Here is a 24,438-nt window from a genome sequence, read left to right on the forward strand (position 1 = left end):
ATGGCCTTTCAAATATTATTAAACGCTCTCCTCGCCTTTACATGGATGTTTATGAATGATACATACAGAGCTGCAGACTTTGTATCAGGCTTTGCACTAGGGATGATCGCCATTTTTATGCTACGGCGATTCTTCCCGCAACGTTTTTACGGCTATGCCCTTTATGCGATTTTCAAGCTCGTCATCATTTTTATCAGAGAGCTGCTTCTTGCCAATTTGAGTGTACTCAAGACGGTGTTATCTCCAAAGCTTAAGATCAAGCCTGGTATTTTCGCCTTTCGTACAGATTTAAAAACAGATTGGGAAATCACCATACTGGCCAATATGATTACATTAACACCTGGTACACTGGTCATCGATATTTCCGATGATCGTTCGATTTTATACATTCATGCGATGGATATTGAAGATGCTGAAAAAGCCATCCACGATATTCGGGTATCATTTGAAAAAGCGATTCAGGAGGTGAGCGGTAAGTAATGGAACTGATCTTGCAAATGTCACTTGGAATTCTTGCGCTGTCTACTTTGCTTTTTGTGATACGGGTCATCAAAGGACCTTCTATCCCAGATCGCGTTAGTGCGCTTGATGCGATAGGAATCAATTTAATTGGGATGACAGCCATCGTGTCTATCTTACTGAAAACCACTACGTTCTTTGAAATTATTTTACTGCTCGGTATTCTTGCCTTTATCGGCACTGTCGCTTTTTCCAAATTCCTTGAGAAAGGGGAAGTGATTGAAAATGATCGTCATCGCTAAAGCGATCGTGATTTTCTTTATTCTGCTTGGCGCCATCCTCTGCTTGATTTCAGCCATTGGTGTCCTTCGCCTGCCGGATGTTTACACACGTATGCATGCTGCATCAAAAGCATCGACACTTGGTGTTGTTCTCATTTTAGTTGGTGTGTTCTTTCATGAATGGTTTCTTGCAGGGATCATCTCTGCGAAAATCCTGCTTGGGATTGTCTTTATCTTTCTGACCGCACCAGTCGGCGCTCATTTGATCGGAAGAGCCGCTTACAACACTGGTGTGAAAATGGACAAACGAAGTGTCCAAGATGATTATGGCGGTTTCCGTAACTTTGTCATTAAACGAAAAGAAGACTCTTATTTATAAATGAAGAATATGACATTCAGGTCTTGTTCACTTTACCTGCATGTTCATAAAAGGGTATTAAAAAAAGCTTCCGCTGCACCGGGAGCTTTTTTATATGCGATCAATGACAGCGAGTGTACATCTTGACGTACAGATATGACGGTCTCGATCATCTTTTATATCGATTTGGAATACCATTGTACGCCGTCCAACATGTACAGGAACAGCTCTAGCTGTCACCACTCCATCACGTACAGATTTTAAATGATTGGCATTGATTTCAATACCTGAACAAACCTGCTTCGTTAAATCCAAATGAGCAGCAGCACCCATGCTTGCCACTGTTTCTGCTAGAGCAGCTGATGCTCCTCCGTGCAGTAATCCAAATGGCTGTTTTGTTCGGTGATCGACTGGCATTGTCGCCACGCATCGTGACGTATTGCATTCCACAATCTCAATCCCCAGTGCCTCAAGCAGTGTATTTGAACCACTCACATCCATCAAGGCCCTCTCCCTTCACACGTTTACAGAACACTTTCCGATTTTGCAATTAACACCGCTTCCGTTCGAGATCCAACATTCAGCTTATTAAAGATGGAGGTCAAACTGTATTCAATCGAGCGTTTGCTCAAATGAAGCACATCGGCGATCTCTTGGTTTGTGTACCCTTTTTCCACTTCTCTTAAGATTAAACATTCACGCTCTGTTAACAGCTCATGATCCGTCTGCTGCGCCTGTTCTGGCTTCTCTTGCTGCTGTGAAATTAATTTCTTTAAATAGGATAGCTGAATGACAACTTCTCCTTGCAATGTGCGGTGTATGTATTCAATGATTTTGTCTTTTGTCTCTGTTTTACTTATTGCACCATGCAATCCAGCTCGAATGGCCTCTTCGAAATAATCATCTACTTCATATCCTGTATAAATGATAATTTTCACTTGTTGATTCGTTTCTAGAATTTGTTTGGCAATGTCCATTCCATTGATATCCCCGAGATTTAAATCCATCAAGATCACATCATAGATGGAAAAGTCATGCGTCTTTAAAAAGGCGCCTTCTGCATCAGGACTTAAACAATCGACTGATAGCTGCTGATCTGATTCTAATATGCTTTTTGTCCCTTCCATGACAGCCGGATGATCATCAATGACCAATATCTTCTTCATGTCTTCCTCCCTTTAAATCACTCACTTCCATTTTATATAAAAGACTTGGCAGATGCCAAGTCTTATTCCTTAAGAAATCGTTACAATTCCATTTCAATTTTCACCTTGAGCCCTTTTTCAGGTGCTGTGTGAATTTGAAGCTTTCCATTTAGAGCTTTGACTCGTTCCCTTATGCCAGAAAGACCCATGCTCATCGTGTGCTGATCAAGCTGGCTTGCATCAAATCCGACTCCATCGTCCTCATAATGGAGAACAACTTGATCTTTAATACAAATGAGCATCACTAAGACTTGGCTGGCCTTAGAATGCTTCAACGCATTGGATAACAGCTCCTGCACAATCCGGTAAATATTCAGCTGTGAGTCAATATCAATGTCCAGTTCTTTATCAAAGCGGGTTGTATTCAGTCTAATATGAAATGGCGCTTCCTCTTGAATTTGCGAAGTCAGCTTCGAAATTGCCTTCACTAACCCCAAATCATAGAGGAGCTGCGGTCGAAGTTCATGACATGTTTCTCTAGTGGTTTGAATCACCTTAGACATTTGTTCATTCCATGAGATCAATGAATTTTCAATAGATGTTGGGCATTGGTTGTTTTGGAAATTGGTTAAGAACATCTCGGACTGTCTCTTCAGTGAAATCAAATCCTGCAGCACAGAATCATGAAGATCCCTCGCTAAATCTGAGCGCTGCTTCTCTTCCATGGCGAACATGACTTTCTTCAGCCAGGCGGGATTGGCTTCCCGCTGTTTCAAATCCTCAAGATGCTCCATCAGTTCTTCGATCTTGACGACATTTTCTAAACTGACACTTGTGTAAAATGCCAATGTTTTCAGCCATGAGATTTCATCGCGGGTCAATTTCGGCGTCTGTATATTGGATAAGCAGCAAATCATAAACGAGTGACCGCCCCGCTCTCCAATTTTCATCATAAACCCTTTATCAAGCTCGATGATTTTCCCAACTTCACCTAAAATATCTTGAAATTGATCCACGTATTCTTTCCATAATTTACTATCATTTGTTGATTCATCAATTTCAATCATTTCTCCATTAGCCTTCACCTCTAGCACAAAGGCTTTATTCACAACGAGCACTTCTAAAATGGTGTATTTCAAATGATACAGTACTTGATGAAGTGATGACGCCTCACGAATAAGCTGCGTAAATTTAAACACGCTGTCTTGGTAATTATACTTCTCTGAAAAACGTTTCAAACGAAAACGGAAATCTAAAATTTCTTTAAAATAGAAAACAGCCAACATGAGTGTATATGTGATGAATGCGAGCTTCAGTGTGTACTTTAAATCTTCTGGTTTTTGCAGAATATAAAACGTGACAACAACTAAAATGGTCGGTGTAATGGCAATAAATCCATAGTATTTAAGTCTACTAATCAAGAAATCCATATTGTAAAGTTTGTTCGTCATGAATTGATACACGAGTGAAAAAGGAATGAGCAATACAAAAGAAGTTAAGAAAAAGGGATCTACAACATAAATACGAAACAAAACATATGGAATTGCAAATAAAAATATAAACGGACAAAATGCTATGATATTAATCATGACAAAAAACTTTAAAACAGACCCCTGCTCTGTCTCTTTATATTTCTGCATTCCATTAATAATGACTTTGAATGACATGATAATAGAAGCAAAAAAGAATAAAAGATTTAAACTCGGCATGTATCTGGCTATCGCCGAATCAATTGGAACAAACAGCTCTATTACTAGATTAGTTATAGGAAGACTATATAAAATATAAATTGTTTTTCGAGTCGTTATATGCAGGTCAAACTCTTTGAAATATTGATAAATGAAATGAATATAAAAGATAAATACACTTGATAAACAAAATGTGATGACATAATGGCTAAATCTATCACCAATACCCGAAGTACCTGCACTAAGATATCCGATACAAATCGTTAATAAAAATAAAACTAAAAGAAATGCTGATTTTCGTTGGACCTCTTTGTTAATACGAATGATAAAGAAGATACAAAATAAACATATTGAATACAGGATGAGAGGAATTATATAGACAAATAAACTTTCTTGACCAATCAATGTCTTATTTTTTAGGGTGATCATTTGGTTGCCTCTTTGAATATCAATTCTTTGCACATTCCTAAGCTCACCATTGATCAAATGATCTTTATTGTTAGCAGATTCTCCATTGATTTTAAGTATAATATCTCCTTCTTCTAATCCTGATGTGTAGGCTAAAGAAAGATATTCGACTTTGACAACTTCTGCTTGACCATTCTTGTTCTCCGCAACACGTGCTCCATTAAAAATATCAAATACATAAATATATGAAACATAGATCACAAATAAAAAAGACAGAAAAACCAAAAAAGCAGATAGTTTCGTATAAGTTATCTTCATGTATAAAACATCCTTAACTGGAGAACTTTTAAATCATTTTTAAATGAATAGTATCATTTATAGTACCATATATAATCTGCAGACATTTGCCCTTTTTTTATGCCTTGAATGATTGCTTTCATCGTTTCCTCATCTGTGTGAATTAAACTTGCATTCCCTAAGTCCAATTCATTCACAACACTAGGATTTTTCACTAAATATGCAATAACATTTTGAATGTTCAATCATTGCCCTCCTTTGTCATATATGCATATAATTGTTCCTTTTTCGTTTTAGGCAAATCAAGTTGTGCAATTCCTTGCTTCATTTTTAACAGCATAATCTCTCTCATCGATACCATGTACTGAGTCAAACCAGCTTCAAGTAACTTTTGCTTCAGTTGAAACGGCTTTTGCTCTGACTCATCCAGCCGGTTAGAAAAGAAGGAAAGAAGCTCTAGACTGACATCGTTAAAATGTCTTTGTAAATAACTAAATGCCAGCGTTTGTTTTTTTTGAAAATCTCCGTTTGCTTTTGAAAATAACGCAAAAAAATCGTTACTGATTTGTTCAGCAACACCATAATATATCGAATAAGATTCTACAGTGGCATTCATTTTTCTTGTCGCTAAATAAACACCCAGTACGCTAGAAAGAGCTGTTAAAGATCCAGATTTTTTCCTTAAAACCTCTACACACTCTTCTTCTGTTCCATACAAATGACTCAAATCCTCATGCTGCCCTTCCATAGACATTTTGATGAAGTGGAACAGTTTCTCTATTAGTTGAGAATTATTTTCACAAATTGATGTGATGAATTGGATACTCACCGTATACAAATATGTAGAAGCATTGATGGCCACTCCTTGGTTGACGTTCATCCAAGGATACGAATCATTATCCTGATCTTCAATATCATCTAATATATCGGCAGATAAGATGAGAAGTTCAATCCCTGCTGCCAGTTTTGTAATCGCTTGCTTGTCTTGTCCGCCAAATGCCTCATAATGTTGGTAAGCCAATTGCCCAAAAGGAAATTCATTCTTTATATCTGTAAATTCGAGAAGCAGCTTTTGTAAATCATTTTGCCTGACTGCATGTTGAATAAAATCAGACATTTTCTGCTTGATTTTTGTATTCTCTAGATAGTTTAGCATACTCGATCTTGATCCTCACCCTCTCGCCTCTTATTTTACTAAAAAGAAATAAGCAAATGTCCACTGACATCACTATTTAACAATTATATAATAATATATCCTTTTTTTGTATGTATTTGGATAAAAAAAAGACTTGATGGTTATCAAGTCTTTAAGAAATTTTCACATATTCATATTTGTCGTATTGATCAATGCTTTTGTTAATGTTATGAAGAGAAGCCGTTGTTTCTCTAATTTCGTTTTCAAGTTTCCATAATAGTTGTTTAAGTTCTTCGATTTCATACTTTTCCATCGATTCCACTCTCCTTTTTTGGAAGATCAATGTATTTGTGTATGTTGATTGGGTCATAAGTATTTGATCTGTTACTAACAGTGTAAATGCTATTGAGTATTTTTTCACCGAAAAGTATGCACAAAATGTGTGCGTGATACCGCAAAATTCAATAGGTCTTTTTTCATCATTTTCAGACTTTTCAAATGATACTTTTATCTCAATTTCAAAGGAAATACGTCATTTTTGCGACATGAACAGGCATCATTCGTCACAATTCTCACGATGAAGAACATACGATCCCCTCTATTTCCTCGGTTTTTCATGTTATAGGTCAGACGACAGGCTCTACTGTAGACACCGCAATTTTTTGGCGACATTCACCGAAATTGACCGCAAAAGTACCTATTTTTATGATGAATATGCAAAGGTAGAAAGATCATTTTGATTCTTTATTCGGATTTTCTTCATACATTTAGAACAGATATCCGTCCAAATTCACTTCAATGAGAGAAGAGGTGACCATGTGTTTTACTATGTTCCTTATCCGCCTTTGCAGGTTCCCGCAATAGGGAACGCATACCCGCGAACACCCATGACTTTTCCTCCAGTAGATGCTCATGCGTTTCAAAAGGCTGCAAAGGAATCAACCCGTCTCGTGGCTGATGCATCCCTCATTACACAGCAGATTTCCGGTTCGCTTTCGTTTGGACAGCGAATCATGGAAGCTGCTGAACGTGCTGACACCGCAAGTGTGATTCGAATGCTGAAGCAGATTGGGGTGAAAAGCAATATCGATATCCGCTTTAGTCCAGAAGGCATCCGTATCTACTTATCCCTCTCTTCCAGCAGGCTTTTTCTACTTTTACAGTGGGGATAACAAAGAAAGAAGCCGCTCTAGTGGGAGCGGCTTTTCTTAAGATTCAAACATTTTATGACACCATTCAATGGCAACTATATAACAGCCGTAGGCTTCCTGCTTAGGGAGACTTCCACCTAACATCTCATCATCCCATTCATTTCGTTCAATCCGTTTGGCAATGTCTAACACAAGGAAATAGTCATTTTCATAGCCAAGCAGTGCCTCACCTACTTCATCCGAAAGAGGCAGTTCTTTCACAAGTTCAGTAATGTCCGCCCTGACAAGCGTATCAATGAGTGAAAACATACCTGTTAGCATATAAGAAGCGGGATGCTCTCGTTCAGTCCGACTAGCAATGAGTTCACACGTTTTGGCACGAATGAACGACATTTTGATGATTTCCTTTTGGCTTGAGTTGGCTTGGACATTCAGTTCTTTAAATGAAAGGATAAAGATCCATCGCCGTATTTCATTAAACCCAAGCAGAATAATCGCCTGACGAATGCTCTTGATTTGATAAAGACGTCTCATGCCGCCAGAATTCAGCATTTTTAATAATTGATATGAAAGGGAAAGATCACTTTCTATAAAGTGCGTCACGGTCTGAATATTCGGCTGCTCCTTGCTCAGCTCATTCAATAGCTGATGGTATGCGTGGAAGCTAGTCGATAAGGCTCGTCCCGAAATGACGTGCGGCTCACTAAAGAAATATCCTTGAAACAAATGGAAGCCAGCTTCTAACGCTTCTTCATATTCTTTTCGCGTTTCTACCTTTTCAGCAAGGAATCGAAGTCGATACTTTTTATATGTATGTAAAATGTCTCTTCGTTCTTCACATGTTGTTTTCAGAAAATCAATTTTTAAAATATCAATGCAATAGAGGAGTTCATCGAGTAACTTGTCATGAAAATGTGTTCCGCTCAGAAAGAAATCATCGAGCGCAATCGTGTATCCCCACTTTTTTAATTGCTTACATCTCATAATAAGTGCCGGGGTAATCGGTACATTTTCTAATATTTCGATCACAAGCTGATGTGGATCAAAATAAGTGAGCAGATCAGACGAAAGCAAGCTTTCGGTGAAATTGATGTAGCATCGTTTTCCTTCTGTCAGTGTTTCGATGCCAATGTTTAAAAAACTATTGATAATGAGGTCCGTTGTCGCTTGATCACCATCTTCAGCGCTATATGTATTGGTTTCACTATCTCTATAAAGCAGCTCGTATGATACGACTTGTTCTTTTCTGTTAAAAATAGGCTGCCTTGCAACAAACACCCTCAACTGCTCCATTCCTCCTTTATGCAATGACAAACAAGATGTGCTTTCAGTATACCAAATGATTGCCCATAAGGTTCATTTTGAATCGTCCAACATGAAAAAAAAGAGACCATCTGGCTTGATGATCTCCTTTCCCGGGGTAATCAGCTTTCATAAAGCTCTTTTTTGATTTTATTTTTCACATCATGGATAAACTGCATCTTATTATCCCAGCATTTTTGACTCAAATCGACTGGGTATTCTTCTGGTTTGCTGATTCGTTTGTATTCTTCCCAGAAGAGTCCGAGACTGTCCTGCACATATGCTTGAATCGTTTGGATATCTGGATTATCATACACCAGCTTCCCTTGTTCAAAAATTGGGACATGGAGGTCCTTCGCCACAAAATTTGTCACAAATTTGCTGATAAATGTATGAACTGGATGGAACATTTTCAGCTTATCTTCACTTTGAACATCTTCTTCTTCAAGGGCAATGTAGTCTCCCTCAGAGTGATGATTCAATTGATTGATAATGCGATACACTCGTTTACGGCCTGGTGTTGTCACTTTCTCTGGGTTAGAAGAAATTTTGATCGTGTCATTCATCTGACCGTTTTCTTCAATCGATACAAGCTTATATACAGCACCAAGAGCTGGCTGATCGAATGCGGTAATCAGTTTCGTTCCAACACCCCATACATCAATTTTTGCACCTTGTGCTTTTAAGTTCATAATGGTGTGTTCATCAAGATCGCTTGATGCAATGACTTTGGCGTCATGGAATCCAGCTTCATCCAGCATCGTTCTCGCCTTTTTAGACAAGTAGGCAAGGTCTCCGCTATCAAGTCTGACCCCAATAAAGTTGATTTTATCACCGAATTCTTTCGCTACCTTAATCGCATTTGGAATGCCTGATCTGACCGTATCATATGTATCCACTAAAAAGACACAGTCTGTATGTGTTTCGGCATATTTTCTAAATGCAGTATATTCGTCGCGATATGCTTGTACAAGGGCATGGGCATGTGTGCCTGATACGGGAATATTGAAGCGTTTCCCTGCACGGACATTACTTGTTGCCTGAAATCCGCCGATCAGTGCTGCTCTTGCTCCCCACATGGCTGCATCCATTTCATGCGCACGTCTTGTTCCGAATTCTAATGCTGTCTCATCTTCAATGATTCCTTTAATACGAGCCGCCTTTGTTGCAATTAGCGTCTGGAAGTTCACGATGTTGAGCAGTGCCGTTTCAATTAGCTGCGCTTCAACAAGTGTTGCCTCGATGCGCATAATAGGTTCATTCGCAAAGACAATTTCTCCTTCTCGCATTGAATGAAGTGTCCCTGTAAAAGACAATCCGCTTAAGTATTCAATGAAATCGCTTTTATAACCGAGTTCATCTTTTAAATATGCAAGGTCGCTCTCGGTGAAGGAGAAGTCCGATAAATATTCAATCGCTTTCTCTAAACCAGCAAATACAGCGAAGCCGTTGTCAAATGGAAGCTTTCTAAAGAAGAGTTCGAAGACTGCCTTCTTCTCATGAATGCCGTCTCTCCAATACGTTTCTGCCATGTTAATTTGATAAAGATCTGTATGTAGTGATAAACTGTCGTCAATAAACCGATGCTCCAACTTCCATTCTCCTTCCCTTACTTAACCACTTTCGCACCAAGCGTATGCTCAAAGTGAGAAAGTGCCCACTCGTGCCCCGCTTCATTAAAACTCGCTACGGCATTCTCATGAATCACAAGTTCAAAGCCTTTATTGTACGCATCAACAGCTGTATGAAGTACACAAATATCGGTACACACGCCGGCTAGGTGAAGTTCAGTGATGCCACGCTCGCGCAGTTTCATTTCTAATTGAGTGCCTGCAAAAGCAGAGTATCTTGTTTTTTCCATATAATAGACATGATTTAAATGTGTTGACGTGTGAAATAGTGAACTTAGTTTTCCGTAAAGTTCAATTCCTTCTGTCCCGCGAATATTATGGGGCGGAAATAACTTTGTCTCTGGATGATATGGATCTTGCTCTTCATGATGATCGACGGCAAAAACAACAAAGTGTCCTTCATCAATAAATGAAGAAGTGATCTCTGTGATCTTCGACTCAATCGCCTGTCCAGGCTTTCCGCACGTCAGTTTTCCATCGTCTGCAACAAAATCAACTGTATAATCAATACAAATCAATGCTTTGCCCATCCGCATCTCTCCCATATGCTCTTTTGAATCATTATAGCTTATTCATTTCACTAGGGAAACCTATTCAACAGATTCACGAGAAAAAGCTTTTTGAAAAAGCTCATCTTCTATATAGATATGCTCTTGATTGATCGCATGCGGCACCTCTATCACAAGCCCAAAAGGTGAATGTGACTCGTGATGGTTGACCACTTTAAAAGAACAACCAGCGGCATTTGCCATTTTGACATATGGAGAATAAGAAGCATATGACAATTCACCATTTAAAAGAACAGTGGCCTCTCGGTTTGCCTTCAATACTTGCTCTACCTCTTGATACGATTTATGTCTCGATACTTGCCCTTTTGTCAGAGCAAGAAGAGCACGTTCTCTTAATGAGCCGAGAAACATTCTTCGTTCATCGGGTTTTGTTTCAGCATGTCCAAATATCCCTTGCTGCAAATAAAAGTCTACGGATTCTTCTTTCATTGCTGTGTTCACTCCTGGTTTCTGAATTTACATTTCTGTGACCCAGTGCACAATTTTTTGTGCAAGTTCACGGGCTTCGTCTATTTCTACTCTTTTGTTTAAAGATTGTTCTAGTGCTTGCTCAAGCTGCGTTTTTTCGTCTTCATACGCAATAGAAATACTCCATTCTATGTCAGGTACAGCGACAAGCGTTTTATATTCTTTTTTATTTTCATGTAAATATACATTGTAGGTTGTTGGTTGCCCGCTTGTCAGATGCGCTTTTCTTATTTTCATTTGAGGTGTTTTCCCCCCTTTTTCTTTTTCCTTCTTCTATCCATTGTACCATAAAAAAAGACAGCTTCTGAAAAGGAGACCCTTTCAAAGCTGGCTATGCGTTAAAGCTCTTTTGCTGGCTGATCAGGTTTGAATCCCAAACAAATGTGACGTTCGGATTGTTGAAAAATTGAACAAAGTCTCCTGCATTATAGGTGCCTGAACCACCAGCGGAATGATCCACACTTTTTGGCGAAATGGCAAACACATCGCCGAAATGTGCAGAACCGTTTCCTATGACACGGTCAATATGAATGGGTCCAACAATTGCTGGCATCTTTCCACCACCTTTACTACCCTCATCATATGCCTAGCGGAACAATACGTGTCTATCCAACATAAAAAAGACAGCTGATATGTCATATGATCAGCTGTCTTTTATGCATTAAATGATTGAGGCTGGCCAAACAGTGTAAAGTCCCAAAGCATGGTGGCATTCGGATCGCTTGTCAGGGACATATAATCACCTGAATTAAAAGCTCCCGCTCCACCGGTCGAGTGATCTACAGCCAAAGGGGCAATGGCGAGAACGTCACCAAAAGTAGCCGAGCCGTTTCCGCCTAAAGACTCAATATGAATGGGTCCAACAATCGCAGGCATCTTCCTTCTCCTCCCTATTCGCTTATGTGAGTTATGTTATGCAAAAAGGGAAAAGTGGTGCATCTGCCCTAAACGTTTAAATGCTGTTCTTTTCGAGAGCGCTGACGCAGCTGAACCAATCTGACAATATTGAGTGTGATGGCTTTCAGCAGCGCATAGACAGGGACGGCAAAAATCATACCAAGGATTCCGCCAAAACTTCCTGCCCCAATTAATAGCAAGATAATTGTTAACGGATGTGTGTTGAGACGTTTTCCAATGATCAATGGAGAAATGACGTTTCCATCGATCTGCTGAACAACAAGAATGACAATAACAGTCACAACCGCTTTTCCAGGCGAATCAAGAAAAGCAATGAGCACAGCTGGTGCAGCACCAAGATATGGCCCAAGATATGGAATGACGTTTGTCACCGCAATAATGATGCCGAGAATGAGCGCATATTTCACACCAATTAATAAGTATCCGATAAAACAAGCAACTCCGACAAATAAACAAACAACGATTTGCCCTTGTATGTAAGCAGCAAGCGTATCGTTTAATTCTTTAAAAATCTTCAATCCTTCCTTACGGTAAGGCATTGGCAAAAATTGAACGAGCTTGTCCGGAAACTTATGTCCGTCTTTTAGCATGTAAAATAAAATGAATGGAACGGTAATGACAGCGAGGGCAATATTCGCAATCACGCCAAACACCGCCGACATACTGGAAGCAATATTTTCCGGTAAATCTTTTAATGTCGAAACGATCGACTGTTCAAACTTCGAAACAGACACATAATCTTGGTTCATCATCCACGTAAATGTTTTAGAATGCGAGAAATCGTTGATAAATTTCTGCATGTCCGTGACATACCCTGGGAAGCTTTTGACAAGTCCACCCACCTGCGTGACAATGACAGGTCCAGCAGCATTGACAACAAACGTGATAAGCCCGATGAATAGAAGATAAATAATCAGAATGGCGAGCGTCCTAGGTATCTTCTTCGACAAAAATCGCACAATCGGATTAAAGATGAAAAAGAGAATACCTGCCAGTAAAATAGGAACAAACAACGTTGAAGCAAATAAAATGATCGGCTGAAATAAAAACGAAACTTTTGTTGATACGTACACAATTAGTAAAACCAGTAATATTTGGAATGTCCAAAAATGAACTTTAGATTTTAACAAAGATGCTCCTCCTGTTACGTATTGACCTTATTAAAAAACTACTATTCAACCCACCTTCTGTCAACTGCTTCTTGTTTTAGAACCATATTTTTTGAAAAAAAAAGAACAATTGGTATATCATGCACTTTTTCCAGATATACATTCTGTAAGCATTGAAAAAAGCAGACACCTGTGCGTCTGCTTTTTACACTCTTTCACTGTGATCAGGCATCACCGACACGATTTGCTGGATCCGCACATAAAACACTGATTTTGCCCCCGCCTCAATCACAATATGATCCGGCATCACTTCCTTCAACTTTCCACGTACTGTATCTTTCACTGTTTGAACAATCAATCTCATACCGACTACTTTCTGCAATGTTTGATAAACATATGGATCAACTAATGAAACAAGCTGTGGACTTCCTTGTTGTGCCATGCTACCTGCCCCTTTACTTGTGTATTTACCCACAGCGTATGCAATGACCCATGTGAGTGTCACTCAGCAAACCTACAACATTATTACCGTATTTTTACATTCCGTATTTTTTTACAATTTTTAGAAGTATAATAGATTGGTGCTGCCAACATCTTAAATTATTTGAAGAGGTGAATGATCTTGAAAAAATTAATCTGTATCGTTGCTGTCATGCTCTTACTATCCTCTGCAAGTTATGCGCACGCAGGCACAATTGGAGATGCACCTGGTACACCAGGGAAGTGGTTTAAAGGAGAAGAACCGGTACAAAAAGACCTGTCAAAACCCCCACTTGTTTTTGTTCATGGCATAAACAGTTCTTCCTCCACATGGTCTGATCGAAACGATATGGCAAAACAAGCTGTTCTGAACGGATACGAAAGCGCGTTCATAGATTTATATCCAGATCAGGACATGAAAAAGAATGGGAAACTATTAGCAGAAAAGTTAAAAGAAATCTATGAATTTTTCGGCAGAAAACTGATCATAATCGGTCATAGTAAAGGCGGAGTGGATACGCAGGCTGCACTCGTGTATTACAACGCTCATCCATATGTAGAGAAAGTCATCACACTTGGCTCTCCACATTATGGGACGCCGCTTGCGGATTTAGCCTATAGCAAAGGCGGAAGCTGGCTTGCGCAAATCCTTGGACAAAAGAGCGACGCGCTCTATTCTCTGCAAACCGGGATGATGGCAGCTTTTCGAAGTGAAACCGACCGGTTGGAGACGTTTCCTCATAAATATGTGACCTATTCTGGTTCAGAATGGGGAACTTTTGGCGGAGTGCTTTATTTAGGCGGCATGTATTTAAAAAGCTTTGGTGCAAACGATGGCGCTGTGACAGTCAGCAGCACAAAGCTAGCATATGCAAACAATATTTTAACAGGAAAGTGGGACCACTTTTCGATCAAAAACGGCACAAGCATGTTCCCCGTATTTCAGGCACAGCTGCGTGCAAGTACCGCAAGCGCTGAAAGCGAAGACGAACAAGAGCAAGAACCAGTCTCTTCGGAGCTAAATACAAACGTTTATGTGAAAGGTGGAGAAAGTGAAAAGGATAAAACAGAAGCGTTCTATGTAGAGGAAGGAACGAATGGCCTATCGATTCAGTGGTTAAATGAAAGACAGGAAGCCAATCCGGAAATCGTTGCACCAAATGGAGATGTCTTAACCAATTTGACGACATCCGAAGCATCATTCCCATATGAAGGCGCCTATTCACACCATGTGCAAATCAATAAACCCGTTCCAGGAAAATGGACGATTCGATCAAATTCAGGAAAAAAGGATCCTTATTTGCTACTTGTATCCTTTGATTCACCATTAAATGAAGAAATCAAAATCGCTGCAGCGAAATCAGGAGATGCATCGACACATTCGAGCAAGCTGATTAAACGATTAAGCAAAACTGTAGAGACCATTTATTTTAAAGATGCCGAGAAGGATCATCCACTGAAAACGAGCTCTTCATCAGCCGTTCAATTGAAAAAAGAAGGTGCTTATTCCGTCACGGTTCATTACACAGGTCTCACTGCGTCAGGGACATCGGCATTTAACCGTACTGTGATTCGCACATTGTATGTGGATCAGCACGGAACGATTCATGGAGATATTCCATATTAAACAGAGCGTTTCATGGGCTGAAGCGCCTGCTGCACCTTCTCATCCAAATCAGCAATTTTTTTGAGCGCAAGTGATTCATCTATTTGTCTGTAATGATGGTGTCCACCAGGCTCTTCGTCCATTTCATCTGCTTTCTTCACAATTTGCTGGAGTGTGTCCTTATGCAGGTCGCCCTCTGGCAAATATGAATCTGTGTGAAGCAAAATCGCAAGGGCAATCTCTTTGGCTGCTTTTGGTTCCTCGCCGAGCCGTATGAGCAGTTTATGTGCCCGCTCTGCCCCTTTAATGGCATGAATATCATTTCGTCTATATGTCTCGTAATCCCATTCTCCGCCTGCTGTATACCATTCATAGTGGCCGATGTCATGCAAGAGTGCTGCTTTCACAGCAAGATCCGGGTTAATCCCCGCCTGCATCGCCAGTTTGAATGCGTGATAAGCACAAGCAATGGCGTGGGCTTTTCCTGAACGATTTAAATATTTTTGAGCGACTGGATGGGTGTAAACATCCATTAATGTAACCTTTCTCATGGAAACCCCTCCTTATCTATATTTTTAGCATCCTAACATATTCTGAAAAGAAACTCAAATGTTCTGTCATATTTCCGATGAGTCTCAAAATTAGCTTATGCTCGATAAGCTGTCTTTGCTTGTACAATACGAAAAAAGCAGCCGTTATGACTGCTTTTTTTCATACTCACGGGCATCGTATACACAACCGCCAGCTGGGTCATCTCCTAGAAGGTCGAGTAAAATACCGGCCACTTCATCTGGGCTCTTTAGCGTACCTGTTTCATGTAATTGCTGAAACCGCTCAATTTGTTCAAAGTCCTGTTTGGAGGATTTCCGAATCTCTCCCTGCATATCCGTATCAATCGTACCGGGTGAAAAGGAAAACGTGGTGACAGGATATGCTTCGTCCTGTTGTTCCTCATGTAAAGTCCTCATAAACATATCAAGCCCTGCTTTTGAGCTGCAATAGGCACTCCATCCTTTGTACGGATTTTTAGCTGCTCCAGAAGAAAGATGCACGATGGTTTTCTTCCCCTCAAAGGATTGTGTCTCCCTCACAAACACATGACTGAGCAAAACAGGGACGACAAGGTTCAGCATATAATGCTGATGAAGCGTATCCTCTCCGCCTTGCCCTGCACGCTTGATAGGAGTCACCATTCCTGCATTATTGACAAGCAAGACGTCATCAGCGTCTGCGAGAGTTTGCGAGGACAAGATGCTCTGAAGCCATTTTGCAGCCGATTCCTCCTCTGTGAGATCGACCTGTGAATGCGTGAGGTGTGGATGGGATATTGGCGACTCACTTCTTGCAGCGGTGTACACGTTATCCCCGCGTGAAAGTAGCTGTTTGACAAGTGCTAAACCAAATCCTTTTGATCCGCCTGTGACGATTGAAATTCGAATGACAATCTCCTCCCTTGATAACACTATTTTAAATAGTGAATCGGTATCACATCAAGCAATCTGCATAAAGAAAAGCCTGCCCTTTTCATAAGGCAGGCTATTTCTTTTCCGTCTTCACATTCACCTTTGGAATCAGAATGATCATGACAATGATGCCAAAGGCGATCAAGATGCCAAAAATGATTGGCAGAAGCGCCGATCTCTGCTTTTCATGATCATCGCCAGAAGGCGTTGATACAGCCGAATCGCTGAAAGAGATATTCATCTCTTTCATCATACGAGCTGGCGTTTTAGGCGGATTTTCTTTCAGATCACTAAAAAGCTGCGGCGCAAGTTGACCACCAGAGGTCTTAGGCGGGTCAGCAAAGTGAATGTCCGTTTTGACTTTAGATGTTGTTTTGCTTTGTTCGTATTTCGTTTGATCCCTCAATATACTCGAATTAATATTGAGGTTCTTTTCTTGATATTCATTCGGCTTGACATTCGTATCCGTATCTTCACCTGTAGCAGCAAAAGCAGCAGGACTGAGGAGAAAAAGGGATATGACACCAAGTGCCATCCCTTTGACGAATAGATTAAGCCTCATGAGTGACATCACGTTCCTCTGTTTTGTCTTTCCATAGCGTCTTCACTAGTGGAATGACCATGAACAATATCGTTAAAATCAGTAGCCCTGTGATGCCCATACCGAAGTTGTCTCCATTTCCATATTGGATGGACAGATACACGTCTGTCACTGGATTTGTAAAATGGAAGTTTGGCATGACCAAATCAATTAACGGTGCAACAAAGAAGAAAATAAGCGCTGTTGCTGCCATCCATCCGGCAATTGAACCGAAAAGGAAAGCTGTGCGAATAAAGGCAGAGCATGCCACTAGCAGCAAAATCGTAAAGATCGACCATTGAATGGCTTGGTCATCAGCTAGTTTGTAAATGTTGAGTCCAAACAGGCTGATCATGAGCCCGACTAGCAGATTTAAAATACCAAAGAGTGCACCTTTGACCAGCATTGGCGCTGACGCATAGTACGAGCTAAAAAAGCCAATCAACAAACTGCTGATCATGACAATAACCAAAATGACTACTGGGGGTACAGTCTGCGTTTTTTCTTCTGGCACATCGCCGCTAATTTTCAGCGGATTAGCTAAATGGTTATACACATAGTTGCTGTTGCCTTGATCGTCTAAAGTGTTGCCTAAAATACCCTTCAAATCTTGTTGAACAAGCTTCGTAGAATTGACATTCTTACTCCAGTTTTCGTTCAGCGTATCCGCTTTTTCTTGAACGGTTGTGACACTTTCTTCGATATTATTCGTATAATCTGCCACCCCTTTTTGGCGGTCGGTTAACGAACTCATATTTTCAGAAAGACGAAGCACTTCCTGACCAATTGAATCCTGTGCACTCACAACAATCGAACTGCCCGCAAGGTCCGCCGTATACACCGCATCTCCTTGATCAGCCATTTGTTCAGCTACTGTGTCCGCACTTTCAGAAATGGCATTTAACTCCTGTTCCATGCTTGCCTGCTGAGTCGAAATGTATTCTGCGTAGCCATCTGAGAATTTTTGCATCTCATCAATAAAGGTAGACACATCATCATTTGACGTCAGCATTTGATTTTTGAGTGTATCCCAGTTTTCCGTTTCTTCTTTTTTGATGGAAAGGATGGACTGGATTTCATCTCCTTTTGTGTCTAGTAGAGATGAGTTGTTTGTTGGTTGATATAGATTCCCAAGCATCATCTCTAGCTGAGACAGTTGATTGGAGTATTCCATTAACTTTTTGGTGCTTGTTGAATTTGTTTTAAACTCTTGATCAAATATTTTCGTATTCAAAGTGTTGCCAATCGGCGAGTTTACTCGTTTCAGCTCTTGCACTTTGTTTAAAATAGAGGATTCCTGATTTTTGATTTCATTCGGAATGACGTTATATCGATCTTGTAACCTCAGAATCATCTTTTCAAGCTTCTCTACTTTTTTCGTGAGGCTTTCAAGCTCCTTACTCATTTGACTTACTTTGTCTTTCAATTGGTCGTTATGAGCGGCCGCTTTTTCTTGAATCTTCTTTTTCACTTCTTCTAAACGATTAGACAGTGCTTTTAGGTCATCTTTTGATTGATTCGTGCCGCTGTTATCTGGCTGAACAGCATCCTGACCGTTTTCACCCTCTTTATCATCTTCATTAGTAGGAGGTGCAGTCTGATCTTCTAATTGATCAGCTAGATCGTTCATTTCCGATGAAATTTGCGAGAGTTCATTTGTTTCATCATCTAAGTTAATGCCAATCTCTTCTGGGTTCTCGTTATCTTGATCTGATTGCCCGTCATCATCAGGATCAGCTGGCTGCTCGGGTGCGTTGATTAGCTCTTGCCTTTTTGCTTCTAGCTTATTCTGCAAGGCGATGATCTTACTTTTATAGGCCTCTAAGTATTGACCTTCATAATTCTTCAACAGTTCTTCTTGAGACGCCTTCACAAGGTCCGTTAAACCCGACGATTGCTTAGGGATTGCGTCTTCTCTTGCCTTTTGAACAGATTGAATTGCGCTGTCCGTTGTTTTAAGCTGACTTTGGACCCCATTGATATCGGTTTTGAGTCCTCCCATTTGATCGCTAAAGCTGCGGGCATTTTGGTTTTGAATCTCCGCAAGCTGTTTGAGTCCTTGCTGGATTTGTTTTTTGCTTGTCGATTGCGCTTTGATCAAGAGATCCTTTTGTTTGTCTTGATACTGCTGATATTGATCGACTACTTTTACGAAATCCTTCAGCTGGCTTTTCGCTTCTTCTGTTGTACTTAAACCGTCTTTATACTGTTTTTGTGAATCGGCCATCGCATTTTTTAGTTCTTCTATTTGTTTCTTCTGCTGCTGGACGGCATCAGATAGTTTGTTTGAATTTGGCTTATAGAAGTTGTACATCGTGTTTTGGAATTCGACCTCTTTGCCAACAATATGCTCAAACTCTTCTCTGACATTGCCGATTTCCTGTGATACAAAACTCCAATATAAAGTCGACATTTGTTCATTCATTTTCTTTTGAGCATTTTCTAGCTCTCTTTGTACTTTTTCTTTATTCACTGCATTGAGCTGATCTTGGATTGAGAATTGGATAGATGCCTTCTCAGGATGATCCTTATCATAGCTCAGCACATTTTTAGAGAAGTCAGATGGAATATAGAGAACTGCATCGTACTTTCTATTTTTCAGGCCATTTTCTGCCGCACTTCGATTGACGACTGTCCATGTGTAATCTGGACGCTCTGATAATGCCGCCACCACATCCTGTCCGAAACGAGCGGTATTTTCACTTTCGCTCGCCCCCATATCCTCATTGACCACTGCAATGTTACGTGTGGCATTCTTTTTCTGTTTTGCCGGATCATCCCCAATGAGATGGAAAAATAGAACCGGCAAGACGAGAATCAGTATCATGGTCGACACGATTTTGATGGAGCTTTTTTGCTGCTCTGTCATTGAACACTCTTCCTTTCTACCGCACATAAAGGAACCTGGATTTTCTTCTCTTTCCCGTTTTCAACCAAATATCCGAATCCTGGCTGAATCTCTGGTTCTTGTCTTGCATACGGAAGCGGTATGATGTTTTGTTCTGATTTTTTCATGAGTAACATGGCATGACGAACTTGTTTGATTTCGTTTGTGAGTGCATCATAGCCTTTGCTAAATTCGGTATGATTCCCTGATGCGATCAGGCTAAAGCCTAGATGTGCATATGACTTCATGAAATCAGCCAATTGGTCTTGAAGACGCGGATCGATCGTCTGCTGAAAACGTGTAATGCCATCAATCACAAGCACAATTTGAGAAAACGACAACTGATCAGTCTCTCCACGGCGCACAGCTTCGACGTACACCTCTTCACGTCCCTTGAATAAGCGGTCTATTTCCTCTGCCCATTCGGTGATATCATCCTTTGTTTCAAGGTAATCAATGTTCTCTTCTTTTGCGTAATGAGAGAGACCCCGATCTATCGAATCAAAGACGGCTAGCTTCTCAGGTTTTGCTGCTAATAGCTGATCAAGCATCAGTTTTGTCACATTTGTCTTTCCTCGCTGCGTTTGACCGATGATGAGGCAGTGTTTATTCTTCTTCAAGTCAAAGTAAACAGGTGCAACAGATTCCTCATCTAGTCCGACTGGAATGTCATACGGCTGTTTTTGTTCTTCTAAGCGACTCTCTAGCTCCCAAATGGTTAGTTTATCAGGAAGCATTGGTACAGGTTTTGGTTTTTCAGCTGATGCAAAGCGATCATGAAGAAGCTGGATCTCTTGTTTTAAATGCTCAAACAATTCGAGATCGTTCTCTCCTTCAACTGGCAGGAACATTTGGGCAAAGTAAAGCTCTTCTTTGTTGATAATGACTCGTCCTGGAATCGGCTCTAAGCTGAATTTCGGTCTGCCAATAATGGAGTATGCCTCTCCTTGATCCATTAAGTAATGGACAATCTTTGTTTTCAAGTTGTTCATAAGCGATTGACGGACTGCGTTGACACGAGTCGCTGTGATTAAGAAATAAATGCCTAACGATTGTCCATCACGGCTTAACTGAATAAATTCAGATTCGAGTTCATGCATTTCGTCTTTCACAATGTCAAAGTTGTCAATCACGATAAATATGAATGGAAGCTTTTTCTCATTCAGCGCATTGTACATTTTGATATGACTCATTTCCTGCTGTCTAAATAAACGCTTGCGATATTCAACCTCTTCACGAAGACGCTTCATCGACTTTTGAATCTTTCTCATTTGATCCATTAAGAAATAATCAGCCGTATGCGGAAGTTTGGCAAGCGGTAGCAAGGTGCCGTTACCGAAGTCATAAATATATGCATGCCATTCTTCAGGTGAATATCTTTCTGCGAAGCTCATAAGCAGTGTGGTTGCAGCAAGTGATTTGCCGTAGCCGGATGAACCGAAGATGCCAATATTTCCATCCTCCATCATTTGATAAGAAAGTGGATGCTGGCTTTGCTGATCTGGCTCATCGACAAGAGCGAAATGGAAGACGTGCTCTTCACTTGATGCATAACGTGTTTTTGGAATCCGTTCTTCAAGCGGTGGAAGCCATGGACTCGGAAGCTTTTCAATTCCAAGCTCCTGCTGCATACGTTCAATTTCATCCACAACAGCGGAAATTTCCGTCACTGTCTCTTTTTTCACAGCCGGCTCTGTACTTACCCCTGATAATGGGATCAGTCCAGTGTCCGTTACAATGGCGATGTCATCTTCTGATCCGTAGCCATCTTCCATATACGGTGCACCGCTCCACGCTGATTGGAATAATTCATAGATTTCATTGTTCCCCACTTGTAAATATCCACGACCTGTCACGGTAATCGACGCTGCATCACTATTTTTCAAAATTTCCTTACTGTCTGATGCATCTTGTACCTTTAATGCGACTTTAAAGCGGGAGTTACTCCAAATTTGATCATCAATGACCCCGCCAGGCTTTTGTGTCGCTAAAATGAGATGGACACCGAGACTTCGTCCAATCCGCGCGGCACTGACAAGCTCTCTAATAAAATCTGGCTCTTCACTTTTTAATTCAGCAAACTCATCAGAGATTAAGAACAAATGAGGCATCGCCTGTTCCGCCTTTTTCTCTTTATAGAGTTTCGTATAGTCATTGATATGATTCACATGATACTGATCAAACAAGCGCTGTCTTTTCTTCAGTTCACTTTTAATAGAGGCAAGCGCTCTTTCACTAAAGTTTTTGCTGCCTTCAATGTTTGTGATCGTACCAAGTAAGTGCGGAATATTTCGGAACGGCTGCGCCATTCCGCCTCCTTTGTAATCAATGAGCAGGAAGGCCACTTCATGCGGGTGAAAGTGTACAGCCAAGGATAAAATATACGTCTGTAAAAACTCACTTTTTCCTGATCCCGTTGTTCCCGCTAACAGACCATGTGGGCCATGTGCTTTTTCATGCAGATTCAGATCGACAATATCGTTTTTTCCTTTATAACCGATAGGCACAGATAATGACTTTGCTGTTTCAGATGTCAGCCATTTTTCACGAATGCCAATGTCATCTACCTGTTTGGCATGAAACAGATCAAGGAAGGAAACCGTTTCTGGAATCGAGTTGGTCATCCCGACTTGATGATCTAATGTTCTTAAGGTTCTGGCAAACAACTCATTGTCCGCTCGCTCATGTGCATCCAGCTGAAATGGAATTCGTACGGCCTTCTTATGCTGAATGAGAATATCTCCTTCTTCTTCGTTAATGTAACGAACAAGCGTTGAAATATTTTCAGCCAAGCTTTCCTTTGTTTCTGCCGCAAAGATAATTGAGATGCCTAAATCCGTCCGGCTGCCTTCTAGGTATTCTAAAATCACATGTTCCGCAATGAGTTCATGGTTTGTCACGATAAACACAAAGTGAGGCGTAAAGATTTTTTTCTCTTTTTCCTCTTCCAGATCACGCTCTCGTAAAATTTCATAAATAGAAGACAAGAGCTGATCACGTGTTTGTTCGTTATATATAAACCCTTTCCCGTATGTATGAGGAAGTTGGAAGTGCGGCAGCCATTTCATCCATTCCCAGTTCTCATACTCCTGTTCATTAAAGATAAAAACAAATCTCAAATCATGATAGCTGTGCGAGAAAGCAAGCTGGCCGACAAGCTGGTGAAGCTCATTTTTGACAATTGCCGGTTTTCCTATTAATCCGGTTGGACCGTCCGCAAGACCGAACGTAATCGGTACATCTTTTACCTCGCGATAGACGTTTTGCATATGCTGGGTTTGTTCCATTAAGTCATCGATGTCACGATTGGCCATATCGCCGCCGCTCGTCGATAATTCATAACTTGAAGGAACTGCACCTGTCCCTAGACGCAGCTGTAAAAAATCATCACTGACAAGCGTCTTTTCCCAAATACGCCCGCTGATTTCTGACGTCAAATATTTCATTTGTTCAAAAGACGGGTAATGATACGTTAAAATAAATTGTTGACGGTCATACAGCTCTTGCAGCTCTTTCCGCTTATTTTCTAAGTAAAGCGAGTAAACGCGTTGCCGCTTCTCTTCTCGTCTTTTGCGCTGTGATTTCTCTTTAAAATATTGAACGGACGAAGTAATTAACGTCATAATAAACATCGCCATCGACACGACAATAAAGATGCCTCGCGGCTGTACAAGGGCCACGATCCCCATGACAATCAGCATGACAAGCGGCGGAAGAACTACGAGCCAAAGTCCTCTGCCATTATTTTCACTCTCCTGTGAAGGAAAGCTGAAAGACACCCGGTCATCTGGCAGATCGTAAATCAAACGTGGTGTTCGTCTATATAAAGGATATTTTTGTTTCGTTTCGGTACTCGGCGGCCTTGTTTTTTCTAAACGTGTTTGAAATGGTTCAAATGCTGTTACTTGCAATAAATCATCATCTTTCAATGACAGCGTCAAAAAGTTCCAAAACAGCTCATCCCCAGCAAGAAGCTGCTGTGGACCGTGCAGCTGTTTCCCGTTCACATAGATCGTTTCATCTTGGGGAATCACATACCAAGTGCCTTCTATTTTTTCCAACGTGAAGGATTTGGCATCTTGAAACATTGAATGGGCTTCTTCTTTCCACACATCCGCTTCATCTATTTCTTCACTTGAAATAGTCACTTCGACTCTATTTCCTAGGTAATAAATGGTTTGATCATGATGTGAATCCATCAACATGAGTGTGAGTGAACCAACCTGATATGGTTCATGTGGAAGTAAGTGACCTTTCTTTTTTTCGCCCTGATAAAGAGAAAAGCCGTCATTCGTTTCATCTGGAGATAAACGAATCAATCCTTCATCAAACGAAAGGGAAGGAATCGTTACTGTATGCTCTATTTCAGGTCCAATCACAGCTTCCCGGTTGAACTGCTCATCTAAACGGACAGTTTGATAATCTTCCTCATAAAAAACCCATAGAAGACTCAAACGCTCCACCTCCTCATCGGACAGCACCAACTGTCAGTTGTATCGAAAG

Annotated in this window: 25 protein-coding genes; 5 read left to right on the forward strand and 20 right to left on the reverse strand. The window is 40.6% G+C overall.

Annotated features, from left to right (window positions below; all coding sequences use genetic code 11):
• Genes MHI20_RS08580 through mnhG form a run of 3 tightly spaced genes read left to right on the forward strand, consistent with a single transcriptional unit; the run spans position 1 to position 1,119 of the window.
• Complete coding sequence (locus tag MHI20_RS08580; protein ID WP_008345848.1) at positions 1-480, forward strand: Na+/H+ antiporter subunit E; 480 nt, start codon at positions 1-3, stop codon at positions 478-480.
• Positions 480-761 (forward strand): Na(+)/H(+) antiporter subunit F1, encoded by a 282-nt coding sequence (locus MHI20_RS08585; protein ID WP_008345849.1) that lies wholly within the window; start codon positions 480-482, stop codon positions 759-761. Before MHI20_RS08580 ends, MHI20_RS08585 begins: the two co-directional genes overlap by 1 nt.
• Complete coding sequence (gene mnhG, locus MHI20_RS08590; RefSeq protein ID WP_003213369.1) at positions 745-1,119, forward strand: monovalent cation/H(+) antiporter subunit G; 375 nt, start codon at positions 745-747, stop codon at positions 1,117-1,119. The genes MHI20_RS08585 and mnhG overlap by 17 nt, the downstream gene beginning before the upstream one ends.
• Positions 1,120-1,209: 90 nt before the next feature.
• Here mnhG and MHI20_RS08595 read toward each other — a convergent pair whose 3' ends face one another.
• The 6 genes from MHI20_RS08595 to degQ form a co-directional block, all read right to left on the reverse strand.
• The gene (locus MHI20_RS08595) at positions 1,210-1,599 is read right to left on the reverse strand and encodes a hotdog fold thioesterase (protein ID WP_340937586.1); all 390 of its coding nucleotides are present in this window, start codon (positions 1,597-1,599) and stop codon (positions 1,210-1,212) included.
• Positions 1,600-1,622: 23 nt separating this feature from the next.
• Positions 1,623-2,264 (reverse strand): response regulator transcription factor, encoded by a 642-nt coding sequence (locus tag MHI20_RS08600; protein WP_007500477.1) that lies wholly within the window; start codon positions 2,262-2,264, stop codon positions 1,623-1,625.
• An 80-nt stretch (positions 2,265-2,344) separates the two neighbouring features.
• On the reverse strand, positions 2,345-4,657 hold the full coding sequence (locus tag MHI20_RS08605; RefSeq protein WP_041507704.1) for an ATP-binding protein: 2,313 nt from the start codon (positions 4,655-4,657) through the stop codon (positions 2,345-2,347).
• A 53-nt stretch (positions 4,658-4,710) separates the two neighbouring features.
• Positions 4,711-4,881, reverse strand: coding sequence for a competence pheromone ComX (comX, locus tag MHI20_RS08610; protein WP_074041927.1), 171 nt, complete (start codon positions 4,879-4,881; stop codon positions 4,711-4,713).
• Entirely contained in the window at positions 4,878-5,792 is a 915-nt protein-coding gene (locus tag MHI20_RS08615; RefSeq protein WP_041507705.1) for a polyprenyl synthetase family protein, read from the reverse strand. The genes comX and MHI20_RS08615 overlap by 4 nt, the downstream gene beginning before the upstream one ends.
• Positions 5,793-5,943: 151 nt before the next feature.
• Positions 5,944-6,084: a degradation enzyme regulation protein DegQ gene (degQ, locus tag MHI20_RS08620; RefSeq protein ID WP_003213123.1), complete on the reverse strand. Its 141-nt coding sequence runs from the start codon at positions 6,082-6,084 to the stop codon at positions 5,944-5,946.
• 505 nt (positions 6,085-6,589) lie between these two features.
• Between degQ and MHI20_RS08625 the strand changes: the two genes are divergently transcribed.
• Positions 6,590-6,943 (forward strand): hypothetical protein, encoded by a 354-nt coding sequence (locus MHI20_RS08625; RefSeq protein WP_017367963.1) that lies wholly within the window; start codon positions 6,590-6,592, stop codon positions 6,941-6,943.
• A gap of 36 nt (positions 6,944-6,979) precedes the next feature.
• Here the strand turns inward: MHI20_RS08625 and MHI20_RS08630 are convergent, their stop codons facing one another.
• The 9 genes from MHI20_RS08630 to MHI20_RS08670 form a co-directional block, all read right to left on the reverse strand.
• Complete coding sequence (locus MHI20_RS08630) at positions 6,980-8,206, reverse strand: EAL and HDOD domain-containing protein (RefSeq protein WP_330546894.1); 1,227 nt, start codon at positions 8,204-8,206, stop codon at positions 6,980-6,982.
• A gap of 140 nt (positions 8,207-8,346) precedes the next feature.
• The gene (locus MHI20_RS08635; RefSeq protein WP_007500472.1) at positions 8,347-9,816 is read right to left on the reverse strand and encodes a nicotinate phosphoribosyltransferase; all 1,470 of its coding nucleotides are present in this window, start codon (positions 9,814-9,816) and stop codon (positions 8,347-8,349) included.
• Positions 9,817-9,833: 17 nt separating this feature from the next.
• A complete protein-coding gene (locus tag MHI20_RS08640) occupies positions 9,834-10,385 on the reverse strand; it encodes a cysteine hydrolase family protein (RefSeq protein WP_008345872.1) in 552 nt (183 codons plus the stop codon).
• 60 nt (positions 10,386-10,445) lie between these two features.
• A complete protein-coding gene (locus MHI20_RS08645) occupies positions 10,446-10,853 on the reverse strand; it encodes a YueI family protein (RefSeq protein WP_007500468.1) in 408 nt (135 codons plus the stop codon).
• A gap of 27 nt (positions 10,854-10,880) precedes the next feature.
• On the reverse strand, positions 10,881-11,129 hold the full coding sequence (locus MHI20_RS08650; protein ID WP_024719734.1) for a YueH family protein: 249 nt from the start codon (positions 11,127-11,129) through the stop codon (positions 10,881-10,883).
• Positions 11,130-11,223: 94 nt separating this feature from the next.
• A complete protein-coding gene (locus MHI20_RS08655; protein WP_008345878.1) occupies positions 11,224-11,445 on the reverse strand; it encodes a spore germination protein in 222 nt (73 codons plus the stop codon).
• A gap of 101 nt (positions 11,446-11,546) precedes the next feature.
• The gene (locus MHI20_RS08660) at positions 11,547-11,768 is read right to left on the reverse strand and encodes a spore germination protein (RefSeq protein WP_008345880.1); all 222 of its coding nucleotides are present in this window, start codon (positions 11,766-11,768) and stop codon (positions 11,547-11,549) included.
• 68 nt (positions 11,769-11,836) lie between these two features.
• Positions 11,837-12,940 carry an AI-2E family transporter gene (locus tag MHI20_RS08665; protein ID WP_008345881.1) on the reverse strand — a complete coding sequence of 368 codons (1,104 nt, stop codon included), beginning with the start codon at positions 12,938-12,940 and terminating at the stop codon, positions 11,837-11,839.
• A 184-nt stretch (positions 12,941-13,124) separates the two neighbouring features.
• The gene (locus MHI20_RS08670) at positions 13,125-13,361 is read right to left on the reverse strand and encodes a YuzF family protein (protein WP_003213721.1); all 237 of its coding nucleotides are present in this window, start codon (positions 13,359-13,361) and stop codon (positions 13,125-13,127) included.
• Between the two features lie 180 nt (positions 13,362-13,541).
• Here MHI20_RS08670 and MHI20_RS08675 point away from each other — a divergent pair, with 180 nt between their 5' ends.
• A complete protein-coding gene (locus MHI20_RS08675) occupies positions 13,542-15,026 on the forward strand; it encodes an esterase/lipase family protein (protein ID WP_045034544.1) in 1,485 nt (494 codons plus the stop codon).
• On the opposite strand, the gene MHI20_RS08680 is transcribed toward MHI20_RS08675, so the two are convergent.
• From MHI20_RS08680 to essC, 5 genes are all read right to left on the reverse strand, one after another.
• Positions 15,023-15,556: an HD domain-containing protein gene (locus MHI20_RS08680; RefSeq protein ID WP_007500462.1), complete on the reverse strand. Its 534-nt coding sequence runs from the start codon at positions 15,554-15,556 to the stop codon at positions 15,023-15,025. The two genes, MHI20_RS08675 and MHI20_RS08680, sit on opposite strands and share 4 nt — an antisense overlap.
• A gap of 144 nt (positions 15,557-15,700) precedes the next feature.
• The gene (locus MHI20_RS08685; RefSeq protein ID WP_228003947.1) at positions 15,701-16,444 is read right to left on the reverse strand and encodes a (S)-benzoin forming benzil reductase; all 744 of its coding nucleotides are present in this window, start codon (positions 16,442-16,444) and stop codon (positions 15,701-15,703) included.
• A gap of 97 nt (positions 16,445-16,541) precedes the next feature.
• Entirely contained in the window at positions 16,542-17,039 is a 498-nt protein-coding gene (essA, locus tag MHI20_RS08690; protein WP_041507707.1) for a type VII secretion protein EssA, read from the reverse strand.
• Entirely contained in the window at positions 17,020-19,917 is a 2,898-nt protein-coding gene (esaA, locus tag MHI20_RS08695; RefSeq protein ID WP_110487407.1) for a type VII secretion protein EsaA, read from the reverse strand. Before esaA ends, essA begins: the two co-directional genes overlap by 20 nt.
• Positions 19,914-24,389, reverse strand: coding sequence for a type VII secretion protein EssC (gene essC / locus MHI20_RS08700; protein WP_340937598.1), 4,476 nt, complete (start codon positions 24,387-24,389; stop codon positions 19,914-19,916). Before essC ends, esaA begins: the two co-directional genes overlap by 4 nt.
• Positions 24,390-24,438 lie beyond the last annotated feature (49 nt).

Source organism: Bacillus sp. FSL K6-1106, assembly GCF_038005245.1.
In the GTDB taxonomy this organism is placed as follows: Bacteria; Bacillota; Bacilli; order Bacillales; family Bacillaceae; genus Bacillus; species Bacillus altitudinis.

What these genes read in the sequence shown, in the direction of transcription:
- MHI20_RS08580 (WP_008345848.1), top strand. Translation starts at nt 1, where the DNA reads ATGGCCTTTCAAATATTATTAAACGCTCTCCTCGCCTTTACATGGATG.
- MHI20_RS08585 (WP_008345849.1), top strand. Translation starts at nt 480, where the DNA reads ATGGAACTGATCTTGCAAATGTCACTTGGAATTCTTGCGCTGTCTACT.
- mnhG (WP_003213369.1), top strand. Translation starts at nt 745, where the DNA reads ATGATCGTCATCGCTAAAGCGATCGTGATTTTCTTTATTCTGCTTGGC.
- MHI20_RS08595 (WP_340937586.1), bottom strand. Translation starts at nt 1,599, where the DNA reads ATGGATGTGAGTGGTTCAAATACACTGCTTGAGGCACTGGGGATTGAG.
- MHI20_RS08600 (WP_007500477.1), bottom strand. Translation starts at nt 2,264, where the DNA reads ATGAAGAAGATATTGGTCATTGATGATCATCCGGCTGTCATGGAAGGG.
- MHI20_RS08605 (WP_041507704.1), bottom strand. Translation starts at nt 4,657, where the DNA reads ATGAAGATAACTTATACGAAACTATCTGCTTTTTTGGTTTTTCTGTCT.
- MHI20_RS08615 (WP_041507705.1), bottom strand. Translation starts at nt 5,792, where the DNA reads ATGCTAAACTATCTAGAGAATACAAAAATCAAGCAGAAAATGTCTGAT.
- degQ (WP_003213123.1), bottom strand. Translation starts at nt 6,084, where the DNA reads ATGGAAAAGTATGAAATCGAAGAACTTAAACAACTATTATGGAAACTT.
- MHI20_RS08640 (WP_008345872.1), bottom strand. Translation starts at nt 10,385, where the DNA reads ATGGGCAAAGCATTGATTTGTATTGATTATACAGTTGATTTTGTTGCA.
- MHI20_RS08645 (WP_007500468.1), bottom strand. Translation starts at nt 10,853, where the DNA reads ATGAAAGAAGAATCCGTAGACTTTTATTTGCAGCAAGGGATATTTGGA.
- MHI20_RS08650 (WP_024719734.1), bottom strand. Translation starts at nt 11,129, where the DNA reads ATGAAAATAAGAAAAGCGCATCTGACAAGCGGGCAACCAACAACCTAC.
- MHI20_RS08655 (WP_008345878.1), bottom strand. Translation starts at nt 11,445, where the DNA reads ATGCCAGCAATTGTTGGACCCATTCATATTGACCGTGTCATAGGAAAC.
- MHI20_RS08660 (WP_008345880.1), bottom strand. Translation starts at nt 11,768, where the DNA reads ATGCCTGCGATTGTTGGACCCATTCATATTGAGTCTTTAGGCGGAAAC.
- MHI20_RS08670 (WP_003213721.1), bottom strand. Translation starts at nt 13,361, where the DNA reads ATGGCACAACAAGGAAGTCCACAGCTTGTTTCATTAGTTGATCCATAT.
- MHI20_RS08680 (WP_007500462.1), bottom strand. Translation starts at nt 15,556, where the DNA reads ATGAGAAAGGTTACATTAATGGATGTTTACACCCATCCAGTCGCTCAA.
- essA (WP_041507707.1), bottom strand. Translation starts at nt 17,039, where the DNA reads ATGTCACTCATGAGGCTTAATCTATTCGTCAAAGGGATGGCACTTGGT.
- esaA (WP_110487407.1), bottom strand. Translation starts at nt 19,917, where the DNA reads ATGACAGAGCAGCAAAAAAGCTCCATCAAAATCGTGTCGACCATGATA.